Annotated in this window: 15 protein-coding genes; 10 read left to right on the forward strand and 5 right to left on the reverse strand. The window is 69.9% G+C overall.

Annotated features, from left to right (window positions below; translation table 11 throughout):
- Nucleotides 1-11 precede the first annotated feature (11 nt).
- Together gshB and ACQ5SP_RS09300 are read left to right on the forward strand one after the other, a co-directional pair.
- Nucleotides 12-959 carry a glutathione synthase gene (gene gshB, locus ACQ5SP_RS09295; RefSeq protein ID WP_430938081.1) on the forward strand — a complete coding sequence of 316 codons (948 nt, stop codon included), beginning with the start codon at nt 12-14 and terminating at the stop codon, nt 957-959.
- Entirely contained in the window at nt 956-1864 is a 909-nt protein-coding gene (locus ACQ5SP_RS09300; protein ID WP_430938082.1) for an alpha/beta hydrolase, read from the forward strand. Before gshB ends, ACQ5SP_RS09300 begins: the two co-directional genes overlap by 4 nt.
- Here ACQ5SP_RS09300 and ACQ5SP_RS09305 read toward each other — a convergent pair.
- Nucleotides 1851-3359, reverse strand: a complete 1509-nt coding sequence (locus ACQ5SP_RS09305) for a YifB family Mg chelatase-like AAA ATPase (RefSeq protein ID WP_430938083.1) — start codon at nt 3357-3359, stop codon at nt 1851-1853. The genes ACQ5SP_RS09300 and ACQ5SP_RS09305 overlap by 14 nt on opposite strands.
- A 265-nt stretch (nt 3360-3624) precedes the next feature.
- Between ACQ5SP_RS09305 and ACQ5SP_RS09310 the strand changes: the two genes are divergently transcribed.
- The 5 genes from ACQ5SP_RS09310 (at nt 3625) to ACQ5SP_RS09330 (ending at nt 8131) form a co-directional block, all read left to right on the forward strand.
- The gene (locus tag ACQ5SP_RS09310) at nt 3625-4503 is read left to right on the forward strand and encodes an RNA polymerase factor sigma-32 (protein ID WP_430938084.1); all 879 of its coding nucleotides are present in this window, start codon (nt 3625-3627) and stop codon (nt 4501-4503) included.
- 40 nt (nt 4504-4543) lie between these two features.
- The gene (locus tag ACQ5SP_RS09315) at nt 4544-5362 is read left to right on the forward strand and encodes a ChaN family lipoprotein (RefSeq protein ID WP_430938085.1); all 819 of its coding nucleotides are present in this window, start codon (nt 4544-4546) and stop codon (nt 5360-5362) included.
- A gap of 62 nt (nt 5363-5424) precedes the next feature.
- Nucleotides 5425-6624: a bifunctional phosphopantothenoylcysteine decarboxylase/phosphopantothenate--cysteine ligase CoaBC gene (gene coaBC / locus ACQ5SP_RS09320; protein WP_430938086.1), complete on the forward strand. Its 1200-nt coding sequence runs from the start codon at nt 5425-5427 to the stop codon at nt 6622-6624.
- Entirely contained in the window at nt 6621-7088 is a 468-nt protein-coding gene (dut, locus tag ACQ5SP_RS09325) for a dUTP diphosphatase (RefSeq protein WP_430938087.1), read from the forward strand. Before coaBC ends, dut begins: the two co-directional genes overlap by 4 nt.
- Entirely contained in the window at nt 7088-8131 is a 1044-nt protein-coding gene (locus ACQ5SP_RS09330) for a HesA/MoeB/ThiF family protein (RefSeq protein ID WP_430938088.1), read from the forward strand. Before dut ends, ACQ5SP_RS09330 begins: the two co-directional genes overlap by 1 nt.
- 15 nt (nt 8132-8146) lie before the next feature.
- On the opposite strand, the gene ACQ5SP_RS09335 is transcribed toward ACQ5SP_RS09330, so the two are convergent.
- Nucleotides 8147-9133, reverse strand: coding sequence for a 2-hydroxyacid dehydrogenase (locus ACQ5SP_RS09335; RefSeq protein ID WP_430938089.1), 987 nt, complete (start codon nt 9131-9133; stop codon nt 8147-8149).
- 139 nt (nt 9134-9272) lie between these two features.
- Between ACQ5SP_RS09335 and ACQ5SP_RS09340 the strand changes: the two genes are divergently transcribed.
- Nucleotides 9273-9764, forward strand: a complete 492-nt coding sequence (locus ACQ5SP_RS09340; protein WP_430938167.1) for an SH3 domain-containing protein — start codon at nt 9273-9275, stop codon at nt 9762-9764.
- A 51-nt stretch (nt 9765-9815) separates the two neighbouring features.
- A complete protein-coding gene (locus ACQ5SP_RS09345) occupies nt 9816-10736 on the forward strand; it encodes a cation diffusion facilitator family transporter (protein ID WP_430938090.1) in 921 nt (306 codons plus the stop codon).
- Here ACQ5SP_RS09345 and ACQ5SP_RS09350 read toward each other — a convergent pair.
- A complete protein-coding gene (locus ACQ5SP_RS09350) occupies nt 10705-12732 on the reverse strand; it encodes a M3 family metallopeptidase (protein WP_430938091.1) in 2028 nt (675 codons plus the stop codon). The genes ACQ5SP_RS09345 and ACQ5SP_RS09350 overlap by 32 nt on opposite strands.
- 166 nt (nt 12733-12898) lie before the next feature.
- Here ACQ5SP_RS09350 and ACQ5SP_RS09355 point away from each other — a divergent pair, with 166 nt between their 5' ends.
- Entirely contained in the window at nt 12899-15400 is a 2502-nt protein-coding gene (locus ACQ5SP_RS09355) for a GcvT family protein (RefSeq protein WP_430938092.1), read from the forward strand.
- 66 nt (nt 15401-15466) lie between these two features.
- Here ACQ5SP_RS09355 and ACQ5SP_RS09360 read toward each other — a convergent pair whose 3' ends face one another.
- Both ACQ5SP_RS09360 and ACQ5SP_RS09365 read right to left on the reverse strand, forming a co-directional pair.
- The gene (locus ACQ5SP_RS09360; RefSeq protein ID WP_430938093.1) at nt 15467-15826 is read right to left on the reverse strand and encodes a carboxymuconolactone decarboxylase family protein; all 360 of its coding nucleotides are present in this window, start codon (nt 15824-15826) and stop codon (nt 15467-15469) included.
- Nucleotides 15827-15920: 94 nt separating this feature from the next.
- A complete protein-coding gene (locus ACQ5SP_RS09365; RefSeq protein WP_430938094.1) occupies nt 15921-17690 on the reverse strand; it encodes a SulP family inorganic anion transporter in 1770 nt (589 codons plus the stop codon).
- Nucleotides 17691-17719: the final 29 nt, after the last annotated feature.

Consider the following 17719-nt stretch of genomic DNA (forward strand, 5'->3'; position numbering starts at 1 on the left):
ACCGTTCGACCATGCCGCTCAGAGTCGCTTTCCAGATGGACCCGATCGCGCCGATCGACATCGACGCCGACAGCACCTTCCGCCTCGCCGAGGAGGCCCAGGCGCGGGGGCACGAGCTCTTCTATTACACGCCGGACCGCATCGCCTTCCAGAGCGGGCGCATCACCGCGCGGGGATGGCCGCTGAAGGTGCGGCGTGCGCATGGCAATCACTTCACGCTCGGGGAGGAACGAGAGATCGACCTGGCCGAATGGGACGTCGTATGGCTGCGCCAGGACCCGCCCTTCGACATGAGCTACATAACCACGACCCACCTGCTGGAGATGATCCATCCGCAGACGCTGGTGGTGAACGATCCGTTCTGGGTGCGGAACTCGCCCGAGAAACTCCTGGTGCTGCGGTTCCCTGACCTCACGCCGCCCACCACCATCGCGCGCGATCTCGCCACGCTGAAACAGTTCAAGGAAACCCATGGCGACATCATCCTGAAGCCGCTCTACGGCAACGGGGGCGCGGGCGTGTTCCGGCTCGACCCGAACGACCGGAACTTCAACGCGCTCTACGAACTCTTCGAGGGCATCAATCGCGAACCGCTGATCGCGCAGAAATTCCTGCCCGACGTCAGCGCCGGCGACAAGCGCGTGATCCTGGTCGACGGCGTGCCGGTGGGGGCCATCAACCGCGTGCCCTCCGAGGGCGAGACCCGGTCCAACATGCATGTGGGCGGGCGCGCCGAGAAGGCCGAGCTTTCCGACCGCGACCGCGAGATCTGCGCGGCCATCGGACCGATGCTGCGCGAGAAGGGCCAGGTCTTCGTCGGGATCGACGTGATCGGGGGCTGGCTCACCGAGATCAACGTGACCTCGCCCACCGGCATCCAGGAACTGGAACGGTTCGACGGCACCAACGTGGCCGGCCGGATCTGGGAGGCGATCGAGTCCCGGCGCGGCGGCGCATGACCCTGCGCCTGAGGCTTCTCAACCTCTGGCTCCAGCGGGTCGAGAAGCCCTGGCTCGCGCGCGTGCCCGAACCCGCCGAGGCGCGCCGTTCCTTCGAACGGGCGGCACGGCTCCTGTTTCCCGACCCGCCCGGGGCGCTCTATCTCGAGGATCGCCTTGGCGCCATCCCGGCGCTCTGGGCCTCGGCGGGATGCGGGACCGGCGGGCCGGAGATCATCCTCTATTTCCACGGCGGCGGGTACGTGATGGGCTCGCCGCAGACCCACAAGGCCATGCTGGCGCGGCTTTCGCGGCTCACGGGCCGGGCCGCCTGCCTGCCCGACTACCGCAAGGCGCCCGAGACCCCCTTTCCCGCCGCCGTCGAGGATGCCCGGGCGGCCTGGGAGGCGCTGCTCGCGCGGGGCTACGACCCGGCACGGATCGTGCTGGGCGGCGACAGCGCCGGCGGCGGGCTTGCGCTGGCGCTTCTCGGCATGCTCTGCCGGGCTGGCGCGGACCTGCCCGCGGGGCTCTTCGCGCTGTCGCCCTGGACCGACCTGACGCTGTCGGGCGCCTCGCTCGACCGGAACGCCGAGATCGACCGCTTGCTGCCGGCCAATCGCGTGACGGAATTGCGCGACTACTATGTCGGCGCGGCCGATCCGTCCGATCCGCGAGCCTCCCCGCTCTTCGGCCGCTATCCGGGCTGTCCGCCGGTCTTCCTGCAGGCCGCGCGCACCGAGATCCTTCATGACGACGTGGCCCGCATGGCCGAGCGGCTGCGGGCCGAAGGCGCGCGGGTGACCTTCGACCTGTGGGAAGACCTGCCCCATGTCTGGCCGATCTTCCAGGGCACGCTGCCCGAGGCCGACGCCGCGCTGGCCCGGGTGGCGCGCTTCGTCGACGGGCGCCTCACGCCTGAGTGACGATGCGGTAGCCGATGGCTTCTGCGATATGGGGCGCGCGGATCGACCCGGCGCCGTCGAGATCGGCGACGGTGCGCGCGACGCGCAACACGCGGTGATAGCCGCGCGCCGACAGCCCGAACCGGTCCGCCGCCCTGGTCAGCAGCGCGCGTCCCTCGGCATCCGGGGTGGCGATCTCTTCCAGCGCGGCCCCCTCGGCATCGGCATTCACCCGCGTGCCCGGACGCCCGGCGAAACGGTCGGCCTGCAGGGCGCGCGCGGCGGCGACCCGCGCGGCGACATCGCCGGACCCGTCGCCCGAGGCCGGCATGTCCAGATCTTCCATCGATACGGGCGGCACCTCGATCCGCAGGTCGAAGCGATCCATCAGCGGCCCGGAGATCCGCCCGAGATAGTCCTCGCCGCATTGGGGCACGCGGGCGCAGGCGCGGGCCGGGTCGGGCAGGTAGCCGCACTTGCACGGGTTGGCCGCGGCGATCAGCAGGAACCGGCAGGGATAGCGGATATGGGCGTTGGCGCGGGCCACGACCACGTCGCCGGTCTCGATGGGCTGGCGCAGGGTTTCGAGCACGGCGCGCGGAAACTCGGGAAACTCATCGAGGAACAGCACCCCGTTATGGGCGAGGCTGATCTCGCCGGGCTTCGCGCCCTTGCCGCCGCCCACGATCGCGGCCATCGAGGCGGTGTGATGCGGCGTCCGGTAGGGCCGCGTGCGCGAAATCCCGCCCTCGTCCAGGAGCCCCGCGAGCGAGTGGATCATCGAGGTCTCCAGCGCCTCGGCGGCGCTGAGCGGCGGCAGCAGGCCCGGCAGCCGTGCGGCGAGCATCGACTTGCCCGATCCGGGCGTGCCGACCATCAGGAGGTGATGCCGTCCGGCGGCGGCGATCTCCAGCGCGCGCTTGGCCCGCTCCTGCCCCTTGACGTCGCGCAGGTCGCGCTCGGCCGGGGCGGCGTTCACCTCGCCGGGTTCCGCGGCGGGCAGGACGGCCCGGCCGGTGAAGTGGTTGACCGTCTCGAGAAGGCTCGCGGGCGCATGGACCGCGGCGGCGCCGACCCAGGCGGCCTCGGCGCCGCAGGCCTGCGGGCAGACCAGCTGGCAGCCGGCCTCGGCGGCGGCGAGCGCCGCCGGCAGCGCGCCGATCACCGGCACGAGCGAGCCGTCGAGCGAGAGCTCGCCCAGGGCCACGGTGCGCGCAACCTCGTCCTCGGGCAGCACGTCGAGCGCGGCCAGCAGCGCCAGCGCGATCGGCAGGTCGAAATGACTGCCCTCCTTGGGCAGGTCCGCGGGCGAGAGATTGACGGTGATGCGCTTCGACGGCAGCGCGATGGACATCGCCGTCAGCGCGGCGCGCACCCGCTCCTTGGCTTCCGATACCGCCTTGTCGGGCAGGCCGACAAGCGTGAAGGCCGGCAGGCCGGGGCTTACGGCGCACTGGATTTCGACGAGCCGGGCCTCGACCCCCTCGAAGGCCACGGTATAGGCCCGTGCGACCATGCTTCCTCCGTCGATCAGGTGGTTAACGGCTAGCGGAAAAGCGGTTAGCGAAGCGTTAAGATCAGGACGGTGACGAGGACGGGCGGCCCTGGCGCCACGGCATCCGGCGCCGATGCGCCGCGCCGGCGCGGCGCGGGCAGTTAACAAGAACGTGAACGGCCAGCCGGGAACGGTTTACGATTCTTTCGTGATCCGAAACGGTCCGCGGCGCGTAATCCCTGCGAACGACATTCGGAAGAGACGTTGCTAGCCGAGAGGGGATCACATGGCGCTCGACACGAATTCGGACCAGTCAATGTCCCGCATCGCCATGAAGGCGGAACTGCTGGACGCTGAGACGGAACTGCAGCTGGCCTATGCCTGGCGCGACCACCGGGACGAGGAGGCGCTGCACCGGCTGGTGACCGCCTACATGCGTCTCGCGATCTCCATGGCGGCGAAGTTCAAGCGCTACGGCGCGCCGATGAACGACCTGATCCAGGAAGCCGGTCTGGGGTTGATGAAAGCCGCCGACAAGTTCGATCCGGATCGCGGCGTGCGCTTCTCCACCTACGCGGTGTGGTGGATCAAGGCGTCGATCCAGGACTATGTGATGCGCAACTGGTCGATGGTGCGCACCGGGTCGACCTCGAGCCAGAAGACGCTCTTCTTCAACATGCGCCGGGTGCAGGCGCGCCTCGAACGCGAGGCCTCTGCGCGCGGCGAGGACCTGGACGGCTACCAGCTGCGCCAGATGATCGCCACCGAGGTCGGCGTGCCGCTGCACGACGTCGAAATGATGGAAGGCCGGCTGTCCGGCTCCGACTTCTCGCTCAACGCCACCCAGTCGGCCGAGGACGAGGGCCGCGAATGGATGGACACCATCGAGGACGAGGGCAGCCAGGCCTCCGAGATGGTGGAACAGGACCATGACATGGCGCAGCTGCGCGAATGGCTGGTCGCGGCCATGGGCGTGCTGAACGAGCGCGAGCGCTACATCGTCAAGGAGCGCAAGCTGCGCGAGGAAGCCCGCACGCTCGAAAGCCTCGGCAACGAGCTCGGCCTGTCGAAAGAGCGTGTCCGCCAGCTCGAGGCGGCGGCGTTCGGCAAGATGCGCAAGAGCCTCCAGTCCCAGTCCGGCGAGGTGATGGCGCTGCTGGCCTGAAGGCGTTGCGAAACCCGCCTTCCCGTGCCTATCTCTGCGTATGATGACACGCCTCGCCATTTTCGTTCTGACCGTCTGCCTGGCCCCCGCCATCGCGGGGGCCATGCGCATGGAACCTGCCGCGTTGGACACGCTGCCGCGGGCCGACGTGGTGATCCTGGGCGAGGTTCACGACAACCCCCGCCATCACGAGAACCAGGCCCGCGCGCTGGCCGCGCTCGAACCGGCGGCCGTCGTGTTCGAGATGCTGCGCCCCGAACAGGCGGCGCAGGTAACGCCCGGGAACCGCGCCGATCCCGTCGCCCTGGCCGAGGCGCTGGGCTGGGCGGAGTCCGGCTGGCCCGATTTCGCGATGTATCACCCGCTCTTCACCGCGGCCCCCGGGGCCGCCATCGTCGGCGGTGCGCTGCCGCGCGCGACCGTGCGCCGCGCCATGGGCGAGGATCCGGCCGCGATCTTCGGTGAAGGGGCGGCGGAGTATGGTCTCGCCGCCCCCTTGCCGGAAGCGGAACAGACGGCCCGCGAAGCCGACCAGATGGCCGCCCATTGCGATGCCCTGCCACCGGAGATGCTGCCGGGCATGGTCGCGGCGCAGCGCCTGCGCGACGCGGCGCTGGCACGCGCGGTGGTCGAGGCGGCGGAGATGCACGGCACCCCGGTCGCGCTTGTCACCGGCAATGGCCATGCCCATCTGCGCCGCGGCGTTCCCGCCGCGCTGCGCCGCGCGCGGCCCGGGCTGGAGGTGCTCAGCATTGGCCAGCTGGAGTCGGACCCGCTGCCGCCGGCGCCCTATGATCGCTGGCTCGTCACCGCGCCGGCGGACCGCGCCGACCCCTGCGCGGCCTTCCGCGGCGACTGAGCCGCGCTTGCGCGCGCGGCGGCGGGCGCGTAGAACCGAGCAAAGGCCGGAGGGGCGCCCATATGCTTGCAGGCAAACGCATTCTCCTGATCGTCGGCGGCGGTATCGCGGCGTTCAAGAGTCTCGAGCTGATCCGCCGTCTGCGCGAGCAGGGCGCGGCGGTTACGCCGGTGCTGACCCGCGCGGCGGAAGAGTTCGTGACCCCGCTCTCGGCTTCGGCCTTGGCCGCCGAGAAGGTCTATCGCGATCTCTTCGACCTGACCGATGAGGCCGAGATGGGCCATATCGAGCTCAGCCGCGCTGCCGACCTGTTAGTGGTGGCCCCCGCGACGGCCGACCTGATGGCGAAGATGGCGAACGGGCATGCCGACGACCTGGCCTCGACCCTGCTGATGGCGACCGACACGCCGGTCATGATCGCGCCCGCGATGAACGTGCGCATGTGGGAGCATCCCGCCACCCGGCGCAATGCCGCGCGACTGGCCGCGGACGGCGTCGCCCTTGTCGGCCCGGCAGAGGGTGACATGGCCTGCGGCGAATACGGGCCGGGCCGCATGGCCGAGGTGCCCGAGATCGTCGCGGCGGCGGCCGCGGCCCTGGCCAGCGGCCCGCTGACGGGCCGCAAGGTCGTCGTGACGTCGGGGCCGACGCACGAGCCCATCGACCCGGTGCGCTACATCGCCAACCGGTCCTCGGGCGCGCAGGGCACGGCCATCGCGCGGGCGCTGGCGGCGCTGGGGGCCGAGGTCGTCTTCGTCACCGGCCCGGCGGACGTCCCGCCGCCGGCGGGTGTCACCGTGAAACGGGTCGAGACCGCGCGCGAGATGCTCGCCGCGGTCGAGGCCGCGCTGCCGGCCGATGCCGCCGTCTTCGCCGCCGCGGTGGCTGACTGGCACGTGGCCGGGGCGACGGGGTCGAAGATCAAGAAGAAACCGGGCGCAGCCGCCCCGGCGCTGGAACTGGTCGAGAATCCCGACATCCTCGCCACGGTCGCCGGGATGACACGCGGCCGGCCGCCGCTGGTCGTGGGTTTCGCCGCCGAGACCGACGACGTCACGGCCAATGCCCGGGCCAAGAGAACGCGCAAGGGCTGCGACTGGATCCTCGCCAACGACGTCTCGCCCGGGACCGGGATCATGGGCGGCGACGAGAACGCGGTGACCCTGATCACCGAGGCGGGCGCCGAAAGCTGGCCGCGCCTTTCCAAGACCGAGGTGGCCGCGCGCCTGGCCCACCGGATCGCCGAGGCGCTGGCCGGATGACGCCGGCGCTGCGTTTCACCCGCGAACCGGATTCCGACCGGTCGCTGCCGCTGCCCGCCTACGAGACGCCGGGCGCCGCGGGGGCGGATCTGCGTGCCAACCTGGCGGACGCGGACCGCGCCGCCGGCGTGACGCTGGCGCCCGGCGCCCGCGCGCTGGTGCCGACGGGGCTGCGGGTCGAGATCCCGCCCGGCTACGAGATGCAGGTCCGGCCACGCTCGGGTCTCGCGCTGAAGCACGGCATCACGCTGGCCAACACGCCGGGCACGATCGACAGCGACTATCGCGGGCCGCTGGGCGTGATCCTGATCAACCTGGGGGAGGCGCCATACAAGGTCCATCACGGCGACCGGATCGCGCAGATGGTCGTGGCGCCCGTCGTGCAGGCGCGCGTCGAACTGGCCGAGACCCTGGGCGAGACGTCGCGGGGGACCGGCGGGTTCGGATCGACGGGGCGCGGCTGATGCTCTGGGTTCTTGCGCTGATCGGCGGGCTGTTGCTGCTCGGCCGGATCATGAAGGTGCCCGCCGGGCCGCAAGCGGTGATGATCGGCGTGATCCTGGGCGGCGTGATCCTGGTGCAGATCCTCTTGCCGGCGGGGCATCCCTTGCGCAGCGCGACGGGCGGTTCGCTCGTCAACTGGCTGATCGTGCTGGGGCTTGGTGCCGGGGTGCTGGCCTATGGCCAGGGGCTGCGCTGGCTGCGCGGGCGCGCCGCCCCCCCGGTGCCCGAGACCCGGCAGGGCCCGTTTTCGGAGGAGGAACTCGAACGCTACGCCCGGCACATCGTGCTGCGCGAGGTAGGCGGGCCCGGGCAGAAGAAACTCAGGGACGCGCGCGTGCTGGTCGTCGGCGCGGGGGGGCTCGGCTCGCCGGCGCTGCTCTATCTCGCGGCCGCGGGGGTCGGGACGATCGGCGTGGTGGATGATGACGAGGTCAGCCTGTCGAACCTCCAGCGCCAGGTGATCCACACGGATGCGCGGCAGGGCATGCCCAAGGTGTTTTCGGCCGAGGCGGCGATCGCCGCGCTCAACCCGCATGTGACCGTGCGGCCCTATCGCCGCCGGCTCGACGCGGAAACCGCCGCGGCGCTTTTCGCGGACTACGACCTGGTGCTCGACGGCTCGGACAATTTCGACACGCGCTACCTGGTGAACCGCGCGGCCGTGGCGACCGAAACGCCGCTGATCGCGGCGGCCATCACCCAGTGGGAGGGCCAGATCAGCCTCTACGACCCCGCGCGGGGGGCGCCATGCTACGCCTGCGTCTTTCCCGAGGCCCCGGCCGAGGGGCTCGCGCCGTCCTGCGCCGAGGCCGGCGTGATCGGGGCGCTGCCCGGCGTCGTGGGGTCCATGATGGCGGTGGAGGCGGTGAAGGACGTGGCCGGCGCGGGCCAGTCGCTGCGCGGGCGGCTGATGTTCTACGACGCGCTCTGGGGGGAGAACCGCGTGATGACGGTCAGCCGCCGCGCCGGCTGCCCGGTCTGCGGCGCGCCCGCCGAAAGCTGACGGGCGCGCCCCGGCTCAGAGCATGCTTGGCACGACCTGGTCGGGCGGGCGGTGCCCGTCCGCGAAGGTCTTGATGTTGATGATGACCTTCTCGCCCATTTCCATCCGCCCCTCATGGGTGGCGGAGCCCATATGCGGCAGCAGCATCACGTTATCGAGCCCGCGCAGCCGCGGATTGACCTCGGTGCCGCGCTCGAACACGTCCAGCCCGGCGCCCGCGATCTCGCCCGCGCGCAGCATCCGCGTCAGCGCGTTCTCGTCGACCACCTCGCCGCGCGAGGTGTTCACGATCACCGCCTCGGGCTTCATCAGCTTCAGGCGGCGGGCGTTCATCAGGTGAAAGGTGGACGGCGTGTGCGGGCAGTTGATCGACAGGATGTCCATCCGGCTGACCATCTGGTCGAGGCTTTCCCAGTAGGTCGCCTCGAGTTCGTCCTCGATCGTCTCGTGGACCCGCCGGCGGTTGTGGTAGTGGATCTGCATGCCGAAGGCGCGGGCGCGGCGTGCGACCGCCGTGCCGATCCGCCCCATGCCCAGGATGCCCAGCCGCTTGCCGCCGACCCGGTGGCCCAGCAGGGCGTTGGGCGACCAGCCCGCCCATTCGCCCGACTGCATGATGGTGGATCCCTCGCGGAAACGCCGCATCACCGTCAGGATCAGCGCGATGGTCATGTCCGCCGTGTCCTCGGTCAGGACGCCCGGGGTGTTGGAGACGAGGATCCCGCGCTGCCGCGCCGTCGCCACGTCGATATGGTCGAAACCGGCGCCGTAATTGGCGATCAGCTTCAGCTTTTCCCCGGCCTGCGCCAGCAGCCCAGCATCGATTTCGTCGGTGATGGTCGGCACGAGCACGTCCGCGCGCTGCATGGCGGCGGTCAGCTCGGACCGGTCCATCTTTGCGTCGGTCTCGCGCAGCTCGACGTTGAAGAGCTCCTTCATCCGGGTCTCGACCGGCTCCGGCAACCGTCGCGTGACGACAACACTCAGTTTCTGGGCAGGCATGTCCCTCCATCCTGTGCTGGAATTCCTCGGGGCATAGTGACAAACTCCGCGCCGCGGGGGCAAGGCGAAAGCGGGCGAAAGATCCCCGGAGGCAGCGATAAATGAAAACGGGCAGGCGCAGGGCATGACCGGTCGGGTGATGGGGGCGTTTGCCCTGGCCATTCTCTTTGTTTTTCAATCTTTTGCGACCGGCCTGGCCGACGGGCGCGGCCCGGTGACGAATCTGCCGCTGCCGCGGTTCGTGTCGATGAAGGCCAGCGAGGGCAACGTGCGCCGCGGCCCGAGCCTGACCCATCGCGTCGACTGGGTCTTCAAGCGCGAGAACATGCCGCTCCAGATCACGGCCGAGTTCGGCCACTGGCGGCGCGTCCGCGACCGCGAGGGCGCCGGCGGCTGGATGCATTACGCGCTGCTCTCGGGGGTGCGCACCGTCATCGTGCAAGAGGAGATGCTGGCGCTCAGGCTCAAGCCGATGCCGGGCGCGACGGTCGTCGCGCGGGCCGAGGAAGGCGTGATCGCCCGGCTTGGCGCCTGCCGTGCCGACTGGTGCGAGATCACCGCCGGCGGCTACGATGGCTGGGTGCCCAAGAGCACGATCTGGGGGGTGGATCCCGACGAGATCCGCGAGTAGCCCCGACCGCGCGCCGGCGCTAGGATCGGCGCGGGCGAAGGACGGAACGGCATGGCGGGCCAGGGCGACGACAGGCTGAACATTCTCGCGGGCGGGGCCTCGGTCACCGTGGCCGCGGTGCTGGCCGCGCTGAAATTCTGGGCCCTGCTGGAAACCGGGGCGCTTTCCATCGCGGCGAGCCTGGCCGACAACCTGCTCGACCTGATGGTCTCGCTCGGCGGGCTGGCCGCGCTGGTCTACGCGGCGCGCCCGCCCGACGAGGACCACGCCTTTGGCCATTCTTCCGCCGAGGATATCGCCGCGCTCGGGCAGAGCACCTTCATCACCGTGTCCGCGCTTGCCATCGGCGGCGCCGCGGCCTTGCGGCTGATGTCCGGCGATATCCGCCCGCTCGAGGCCGAGGGCTGGGGCATGGCGGTCATGGGGATCTCGATCCTGCTGACCACGGGTCTCGTGATCGGGCAGCGCCGGGTGGCGCGACGGACCCGCTCGCGGGTGGTCGCGGCGGATGCGCTCCACTATCTCAGCGACCTGCTGCCCAATATCGGCGCGATCGTCTCGCTTTACGTCGCGGCGCGCTGGGGCGTCTACAGCCTGGACAGCATCGTGGCGCTGATCGCGGCCGTGATCCTGCTCTTCGGCGGTGCCCGCATCGGCAAGGGGGCTTTCGACGCGCTGATGGACAGGCGCGCCGATCCCGCGCTGATCGCCGGGATCGAGCGGATCGCGCGCGCCCATCCGGGGGTGCATGGCTTTCACGACCTCAAGACCCGCACGGCGGGCGCGCGGGTCTTCGTGAACCTGCATATCGAGCTTGACGGGGCCCAGACGCTGGAAGAGGCCCATGCCATCGGTGCGGCCCTGCGCCGCAAGATCCTGAAGGCCTATCCCGAGACCGACGTCATCATCCACAAGGATCCGGTCGGCGGCCGGCGGGCGGCTACGCCACCCGGTCGAGCCCCCGACCCCTGAGCAGCGCCTCGACCCCCGGCATCCGGCCCCGGAACGCGGTATAGAGCGCGTCCGCCTCGTCGGTGCCGCCGGCCGACAGGATGTGGCGTTCGAGCTTTTCCGCCGTGGTCTGGTCGAACACGTCGCCGGCTTCCTCGAAGGCGGCGAAGGCATCGGCGTCCATCATCTCGGACCACATGTAGCTGTAGTAGCCGCTGGAATAGCCGTCGCCGGCGAAGACATGCGCGAAATGCGGCGTGGCGTGGCGCATCCCGATGGCGCGCGGCATGCCGATCTCGGCCAGGACGTCCTGCTGTCGGGCCACCGGATCGGCGGGGGCCGGGCCGTCGTGGAAAGCGAGGTCCACCAGCGCGCTCGCCGTGTATTCGACGGTGGCGAAGCCCTGGTCGAAATTCCGCGCGGCGAGCAGCCGGTCGAGCGTGTCCTGCGGGATCGGTGCGCCGGTCTCGGCGTGGGTGGCGTAGCGGCGCAGGATCTCGGGCACCTCGAGCCAGTGCTCGAAGAGCTGGCTCGGCAGTTCGACGAAATCACGCGCGACCCGCGTGCCCGAGAGAGAGCCGTAGGTCACGTCCGAGAGCAACACGTGCAGCGCGTGGCCGAATTCGTGGAACAGCGTCTGCGCGTCGTCGAAGGACAGCAGCGCCGGCTGGCCCCCGGGGGGCTTGGCGAAGTTGCAGACATTGACCGCGACCGGGCGCACCTCGCCGTCGAGCTTGCGCTGCCCGCGGAAGGACGAACACCACGCCCCCGAGCGTTTCGAGGCGCGGGCGAAATGATCGGCAATGAAAATGCCCATGTGGCGGTCGCCCTTGCGAACCTCCCAGGCGCGGGCGTCGGGGTGGTAGAGCGGCACGTCCACCGGGCGGAAGCTGAGACCGAACAGTCGCCCGGCCACGTCGAAGGCGGCCTCGATCATGCGGTCGAGCTGGAAATACGGTTTCAGCGCCGCCTCGTCGAGCGCGTGCTCTGCCATGCGGCGTTTCTCCGCGTAGTACCGCCAGTCCCAGGGTTCCAGCGCGCCGTTGATCCCGTCGGCCTGCATCAGCGCGGTCAGGGCGCGGGCGTCGGCCTCGGCCCGGGCGCGGGCCGGCGTCCAGACCTGCATCAGCAACCTGCGCACGGCGTCCGGCGTCTTGGCCATCTCGGTTTCCAGCTTCCATGCCGCGAAGCTGTCATAGCCCAGCAGCCGCGCGCGTTCCGCGCGCAGCGCCAGCACCTCGGCCGCAATCGCGCGGTTGTCCGTCTCGCCGCCGTTGGCCCCGCGCGCCGCCCAGGCCCGCCAGGCGGCCGCGCGCAGGTCGCGGCGCGGCGAGAACTGCAGGAAGGGCACGATCAGCGACCGTGACAAGGTGATCGCCGGGCCGTCGAGCCCGCGTTCCGCGCCGGCGGCGCGGGCGGCGTCCACCACGAAGCCCGGCAACCCCTCGAGATCGGCCTCGGACAGTTCCATGGACCAGTCGGCCTCGTCGGCCAGCAGGTTCTGGGTGAAGGTCGTGCCCAGCACCGCCAGGCGTTCCTTGACCGCGCGCAGCCGGTCGCGGGCGTCTCCTTCGAGCCCGGCGCCCGCGCGGCGGAACATGCGCCGGGTCAATTCCAGAAGCCGCAGCTGTTCGTCCGTCAGCCCGGCGGCGTCGCGCGTTGCCCAGACGCTCTCGACCCGGGCATAGAGCCGGGCGTTCATCGCCACGTCCGAGGCATAGGCCGACAGCCTGGGCGCCAGGTCGCGCTGCAGCGCCTGTCGCGCCGGGTTGCTGTCCGCGCCGGCCAGGTTGAAGAAGACCCCGGCCACCCGGTCGAGGGCGCGGTCGGTGCGCTCCAGCGCCTCGATGGTGTTGGCGAAGTCGGGTGGCGCGGGATCGGCCGCGATGGCGTCCACGGCGGCGCGGGCCTCGGCGAGCGCGGCATCGAAGGCGGGCGCGAAATCCGCGTCCGAGATGCGGTCGAAGGGCGGCAGGTCGAACGGCGTGTCCCAGTCGTCCAGTAGCGGGTTTGTCATCGGCGGATCCTCCTGTGAGGCCAAGCTATGCCGCGCGCGGGGCAAGTTCCAGAGCATGGCGGGCCTTGCGTGTCGGTTTCGGCAGGGATTCCGTCGATACGCTTATCTTCCGGGTTTCGTGGGACGATAAACACGGGTCAGGAACACTGCATCGCGGAGCGACCCAATGAAAACCCACGTCAAAGCGCTCGTCGTCGGCGGTGGCGCCATCGGCGCCTCCATCGCCTATCACCTGGCCAAGGCAGGCTGGTCCGACGTCGTCCTGCTGGAGCGGGACGAGCTGACGTCCGGCTCGACCTGGCACGCGGCGGGTCTGCTGCCGCTCTTCAACATGAGCTACGCGGTGAGCCACATCCACGACTACTCGGTGGATTTCTACAAGTCGCTCGAGGCGGAAACGGGCCTCAATGCCGGTTTCTACGTGGTCGGCAACCTGCGCATGGCCCAGACGCAGGAGCGGATGGACGAGTACATGCTCTACGCCTCGACGGCCGAAACCGTCGGGATCGAGTACGAGTGGATGACGCCCGCCCAGATCAAGGAGCGCTGGCCGCTGGTCCACACCGAGGACCTGAAGGGTGCGATTTACCACCCCGGCGACGGCTACATCAACCCGGCCGACGTCACCCAGGCCATGGCCAAGGGCGCGCGCCAGCGCGGTGTCGAGGTCGTCCGCAAGATGCAGGTGGACGGCTACCGGTGGACCGGCAGCGAATGGATCGTGACCTGCACCAAGATGGTCGAGAAGGGCGGCAACCTCGTGCCGACCGAAGAGCAGGTGGAGATTCACGCCGAGCACGTCGTCACCGCGACCGGCAACCACGCCCAGCGCACCGCGCGCCAGCTCGGCATCAAGATGCCGGCGATCCCGGTGGAACACCAGTACATCGTGACCGAGCCGGACCCGGAGCTGGTCGCGTACCGCAAGGCCGGCAATCCCGAGCACCCGGTGCTGCGCGACGCCGACGCGAAGTGGTACGTGCGCGAGGAACGCGGCGGCTGGATCCTCGGCCCCTATGAATGGAACGCGCCGGCGCGGTTCGAATACGGCGTGCCCGACAGCTTCCGCGCCGATCTCTTCCCGCTGGACCTCGAGCGGATCGAGGAAGAGTACATGTCGATGATCCACCGGATCCCGTCCTCGGAAACCGTGGGGCTCAAGGACGACTACAACGGGCCGATCTGCTACACGCCGGACGGCAACCCGCTGGTCGGCCCCGCCCCGGGGCTGCGCAACATGTGGCTGGCCGAGGGCTTTTCCTTCGGGATCACCGCCGCCGGCGGCACCGGCTACTACCTCGCGCAGATGATGGTCGAGGGCGAGGCCGAGATCGACATGGCGTCGCTGGACCCCAAGCGTTACGGCGATTGGGTGACAACGGAATACGCCGCCCGCAAGAACGAGGAAGCCTATTCCCACGTCTACATCCTGCACCATCCCGACGAGGAGCGCGAAGCCTGCCGGCCGCTGCGCACCGCGCCGGTCTACGATCGCCAGAAGGCGCTGGGCGCGCAGTTCGGCGTTGTGAACGGATGGGAGCGGCCCAACTACTATGGCCCGCTGGACGCGCCGGAGGGGTTCGACCACGACGCGCGCAGCTTCCGCCGCGGCGGATGGTGGGCGTATGCCAAGGCCGAGGCCGACGCCGTGCGGAACGGCGCCGGGCTCTTCGATGCCACCGCCTTCACCAAGCACGTCGTGCGCGGGCCGGGTGCGACGGCGTTCCTCGACTGGTTCACCTGCAACAAGCTGCCGAAGGTCGGCCGCATCAACCTGACCTACGCGCTGACGGATGCCGGCACCACGCGGACCGAATACACCATCGTGCGCCGGGGCGAGGACGACTATTACCTCGTCTCCGCCGGGGCGTGGACGGCCTATGACGGCGATTATCTCCGCAAGGCCGCCGAGGACAAGCGCGAGGCGTTCGGCTATGTCGAGATCCACGACGCGACCACCCAGTGGGGCGTCTTCGCCATCGCCGGTCCGAAATCCCGTGACGTGCTCAAGGAGATCGTCAAGGACGCCGATCCGGACACGGTGCTCGGCAACAAGCGCTTCCCCTGGCTGTCGATGCGCGAGATTGAGCTTGGCATGTGCCCGGTCATGGCCGTCCGCGTCGCCTACACGGGCGAGCTGGGCTGGGAGCTGCACCACCCGATCGAGATGTCGAGCTATCTCTGGGACCAGCTTATGGCCGCGGGCGAGAAGCATGGGCTCAAACTTTGCGGGGCGCGGGCGCAGAACTGGCTGCGCCAGGAGAAGAGCTACCGCGCCTTCGGCCATGAACTCGGCCGTGACGCCACGCCGCTCGAAGCCGGGCTCGACCGTTTCGTCGACCTGTCGAAGGACTTCCGCGGCAAGGCGGCGATGCAGGCGCTCGGCATCCGCTCCAGATGCGTGACCGTCCTGATCGACGGCCCGGAAGACGCCGATCCCTGGGGGCGCGAGGCGCTCTATGACGGCGACACCAAGGTCGGGCGGCTGACCTCGGGCGGCTACTCGGTCGCCTTCGGCAAGCAGATCGGCATGGGCTACGTCACCCCCGACCTGGCCGAGCCCGGCACCAGGCTGAAGGTCCGGATGTTCAACCAGCTTTGGGACGCCGAGGTGACCGAGGACAGCCCCTACGACCCGAAGAACGAGGTCATCCGCAAGGACGGCTGACCCCTGGCGCGAAAAAAGACCCCGGCGGCCGCGGCCCCGGGGTCTTCGGCGTTCAGCGGGCGGCGGTCACTCTGCCGCCCTGGCCTCGGAACTGCCGCAGAGCTGGTCCCAGGCGTCGAGCGCCTTGGCGGCGTACATCAGCGACGGCCCGCCGCCCATCTGCACGCACATGGACAGCACGTCGGCCACCTCCTCGCGCGTGGCGCCCGCCTTGGCGAGCGCCTCGACATGGAAGCCGATGCAGCTCTCACAGCGGTCGGCGACCGCGATGCCGAGGGCCACGAATTCCTTGGTCTTCACGTCCAGCGCGCCGGTTTCCTTCACCGCCTTGCCCAGGGCGCCGAAGGCCTTGGTGGTTTCGGGAATCGTGCGGTTCAGCACGCGCACCTGATCCTTGGTGGCGTTCATGTAGTCGGTCCAGTCCATACCCGGTCTCCTCGTCATCATGTGTCGCGGCGCGTGTGGCACGCAGGACCGGCCCGGGCCTTGATCAATGTCAAAGGCCCGGGAAAAACGGCGCTCAGGCGCCGCGCGTCGTGCGGCAGGCGTCAAGCTTGCGCGCCGCGCCCAGGGTCTCTTCGGCCAGCTTCGGCGCCAGGGCATGCAGCGCATCGTACTGGGTCAGGTAAACCTCGCCGGTCAGCTCGTCGAGGAAATGGGACCGGGCCAGCCGATCCATGACCGGTCCCTTCACTTCGGAGAGGTGTAGCGTCACGTTGGCGTCCCTGAGACGCGCATTGATCGCCTCGAGGCTTTCGAGCGCGGAGGCGTCGACATGGTTCACCGCCGGGCACATCAGCACCACGTGGCGGATGCGCGGCTCGCTGGCGACGGCGTCGGCGACGAGATCCTCGAGAAACCGCGCGTTCGGGAAATAGAGGCTTTCATCCACCCGGACAGAGAAAACCTCGGGCAGCGTGACCACGTCGTGCCGGTCGATGTTGCGGAAATGCTCGGTCCCCGGAACCTGCCCGACGACCGCCACATGGGGCTTCGACGTGCGGTAGAGATGCAGGCCGATGGAAAGGCCGACGCCCGCGATGATGCCCATCTCCACGCCGAAGGCCAGCGTCACGAGGATCGTCGCGGCCATCGCGGCGAAATCCATCCGCGAATAGTCCCAGGTCCGTTTCAGCGCCGGAAGATCGATCAGCGAAAGCACGGCCACGATGATCGTGGCGGCCAGCGTGGCCTTGGGCAGGAAGAAGAGAAGCGGCGTCAGGAACATCGTCGCCAGCGCGATGCCGACCGCGGTGTAGGCGCCGGCGGCCGGGGTCCGGGCGCCGGCGTCGAAATTCACCACCGACCGCGAGAAGCCCCCGGTCACCGGGAAGCCGCCCGAGACCGCCGAGCCGAGGTTCGAGGCGCCGAGCGCGACGAGTTCCTGGTCGGGATCGACGCGCTGGCGGCGCTTGGCGGCGAGTGTCTGCGCGACCGAGATCGTCTCGACATAGCCCACGATCGAGATCAGCAGCGCGGGCACGGCGATCTGGGCCCAGAGCTGGACGTCGAAGCTGGGCACGGTGAGGCCGGGCAGGCCCTGCGGCACCGCGCCCACCACGGCGACGCCGGACTCGTCCAGCGCCAGCGCCCAGGTGGCCAGCGTCGTCGCGGCGACGGCGAAGACCGGGCCGGTGCGGGTCAGGACGCCCGCCAGCTTGCCCGTGATGCCCAGGCGGTTCAAAAGCGGTTTCAGCCGGCTGCGCGACCAGAACAGGAAACCGGTGGCGAAGACCCCGATCGCCAGGGTCGGCAGGTTGATGTCGCCCAGATGCGCCAAGAGCGTCGCGAGGATATCGACCAGCGTGTGGCCATGGGCCTCCACCCCGAGGATATGGCGTAGCTGGCTCGCCGCGATGATCAGCCCCGAGGCGGTGATGAACCCCGAGATCACCGGGTGGCTCAGGAAATTGGCCAGGAACCCCAGCCGAAGGAACCCCATCGCCGTCAGCATAAGCCCGGAAAGGAAGGCCATCAGGATCGCGGCGGTGTAATATTCCGGCGTGCCCTGCGCGGCCAGCTGGCCCGCCGCCGCCGCCGTCATCAGCGAGGCCACGGCCACCGGGCCCACCGCCAGCGCGCGCGACGTGCCGAAGACCGCGTAGATCACCAGCGGCGCGATCGAGGCGTAGAGCCCCACCTCGGCCGGCAGCCCCGCCAGCAGCGCGTAGGCCAGCGACTGCGGGATCAGCATGATCGTGACGATCACCGCGGCGATCAGGTCGTCGGTCAGGGTGTCGCGGTCATAGGCGGCGCCCCAGTCGAGGATAGGAAAGTATTTCCTCAGCATGTGGTCCACGCTCCTGAAAAAGGCCGGGG

It is taken from the genome of Rhodovulum sp. YNF3179, assembly GCF_050586465.1.
Taxonomy (GTDB): Bacteria; Pseudomonadota; Alphaproteobacteria; order Rhodobacterales; family Rhodobacteraceae; genus CAJXYS01.

Bases quoted from the DNA above. Each gene is read 5' to 3' on its own strand.
- ACQ5SP_RS09345 (WP_430938090.1), top strand. From the start codon at position 9,816: ATGGCGGGCCAGGGCGACGACAGGCTGAACATTCTCGCGGGCGGGGCC.
- ACQ5SP_RS09340 (WP_430938167.1), top strand. From the start codon at position 9,273: ATGGGGGCGTTTGCCCTGGCCATTCTCTTTGTTTTTCAATCTTTTGCG.
- ACQ5SP_RS09360 (WP_430938093.1), bottom strand. From the start codon at position 15,826: ATGGACTGGACCGACTACATGAACGCCACCAAGGATCAGGTGCGCGTG.
- ACQ5SP_RS09365 (WP_430938094.1), bottom strand. From the start codon at position 17,690: ATGCTGAGGAAATACTTTCCTATCCTCGACTGGGGCGCCGCCTATGAC.
- coaBC (WP_430938086.1), top strand. From the start codon at position 5,425: ATGCTTGCAGGCAAACGCATTCTCCTGATCGTCGGCGGCGGTATCGCG.
- gshB (WP_430938081.1), top strand. From the start codon at position 12: ATGCCGCTCAGAGTCGCTTTCCAGATGGACCCGATCGCGCCGATCGAC.
- ACQ5SP_RS09310 (WP_430938084.1), top strand. From the start codon at position 3,625: ATGGCGCTCGACACGAATTCGGACCAGTCAATGTCCCGCATCGCCATG.
- ACQ5SP_RS09355 (WP_430938092.1), top strand. From the start codon at position 12,899: ATGAAAACCCACGTCAAAGCGCTCGTCGTCGGCGGTGGCGCCATCGGC.
- ACQ5SP_RS09330 (WP_430938088.1), top strand. From the start codon at position 7,088: ATGCTCTGGGTTCTTGCGCTGATCGGCGGGCTGTTGCTGCTCGGCCGG.
- ACQ5SP_RS09350 (WP_430938091.1), bottom strand. From the start codon at position 12,732: ATGACAAACCCGCTACTGGACGACTGGGACACGCCGTTCGACCTGCCG.
- dut (WP_430938087.1), top strand. From the start codon at position 6,621: ATGACGCCGGCGCTGCGTTTCACCCGCGAACCGGATTCCGACCGGTCG.
- ACQ5SP_RS09305 (WP_430938083.1), bottom strand. From the start codon at position 3,359: ATGGTCGCACGGGCCTATACCGTGGCCTTCGAGGGGGTCGAGGCCCGG.
- ACQ5SP_RS09335 (WP_430938089.1), bottom strand. From the start codon at position 9,133: ATGCCTGCCCAGAAACTGAGTGTTGTCGTCACGCGACGGTTGCCGGAG.
- ACQ5SP_RS09300 (WP_430938082.1), top strand. From the start codon at position 956: ATGACCCTGCGCCTGAGGCTTCTCAACCTCTGGCTCCAGCGGGTCGAG.
- ACQ5SP_RS09315 (WP_430938085.1), top strand. From the start codon at position 4,544: ATGATGACACGCCTCGCCATTTTCGTTCTGACCGTCTGCCTGGCCCCC.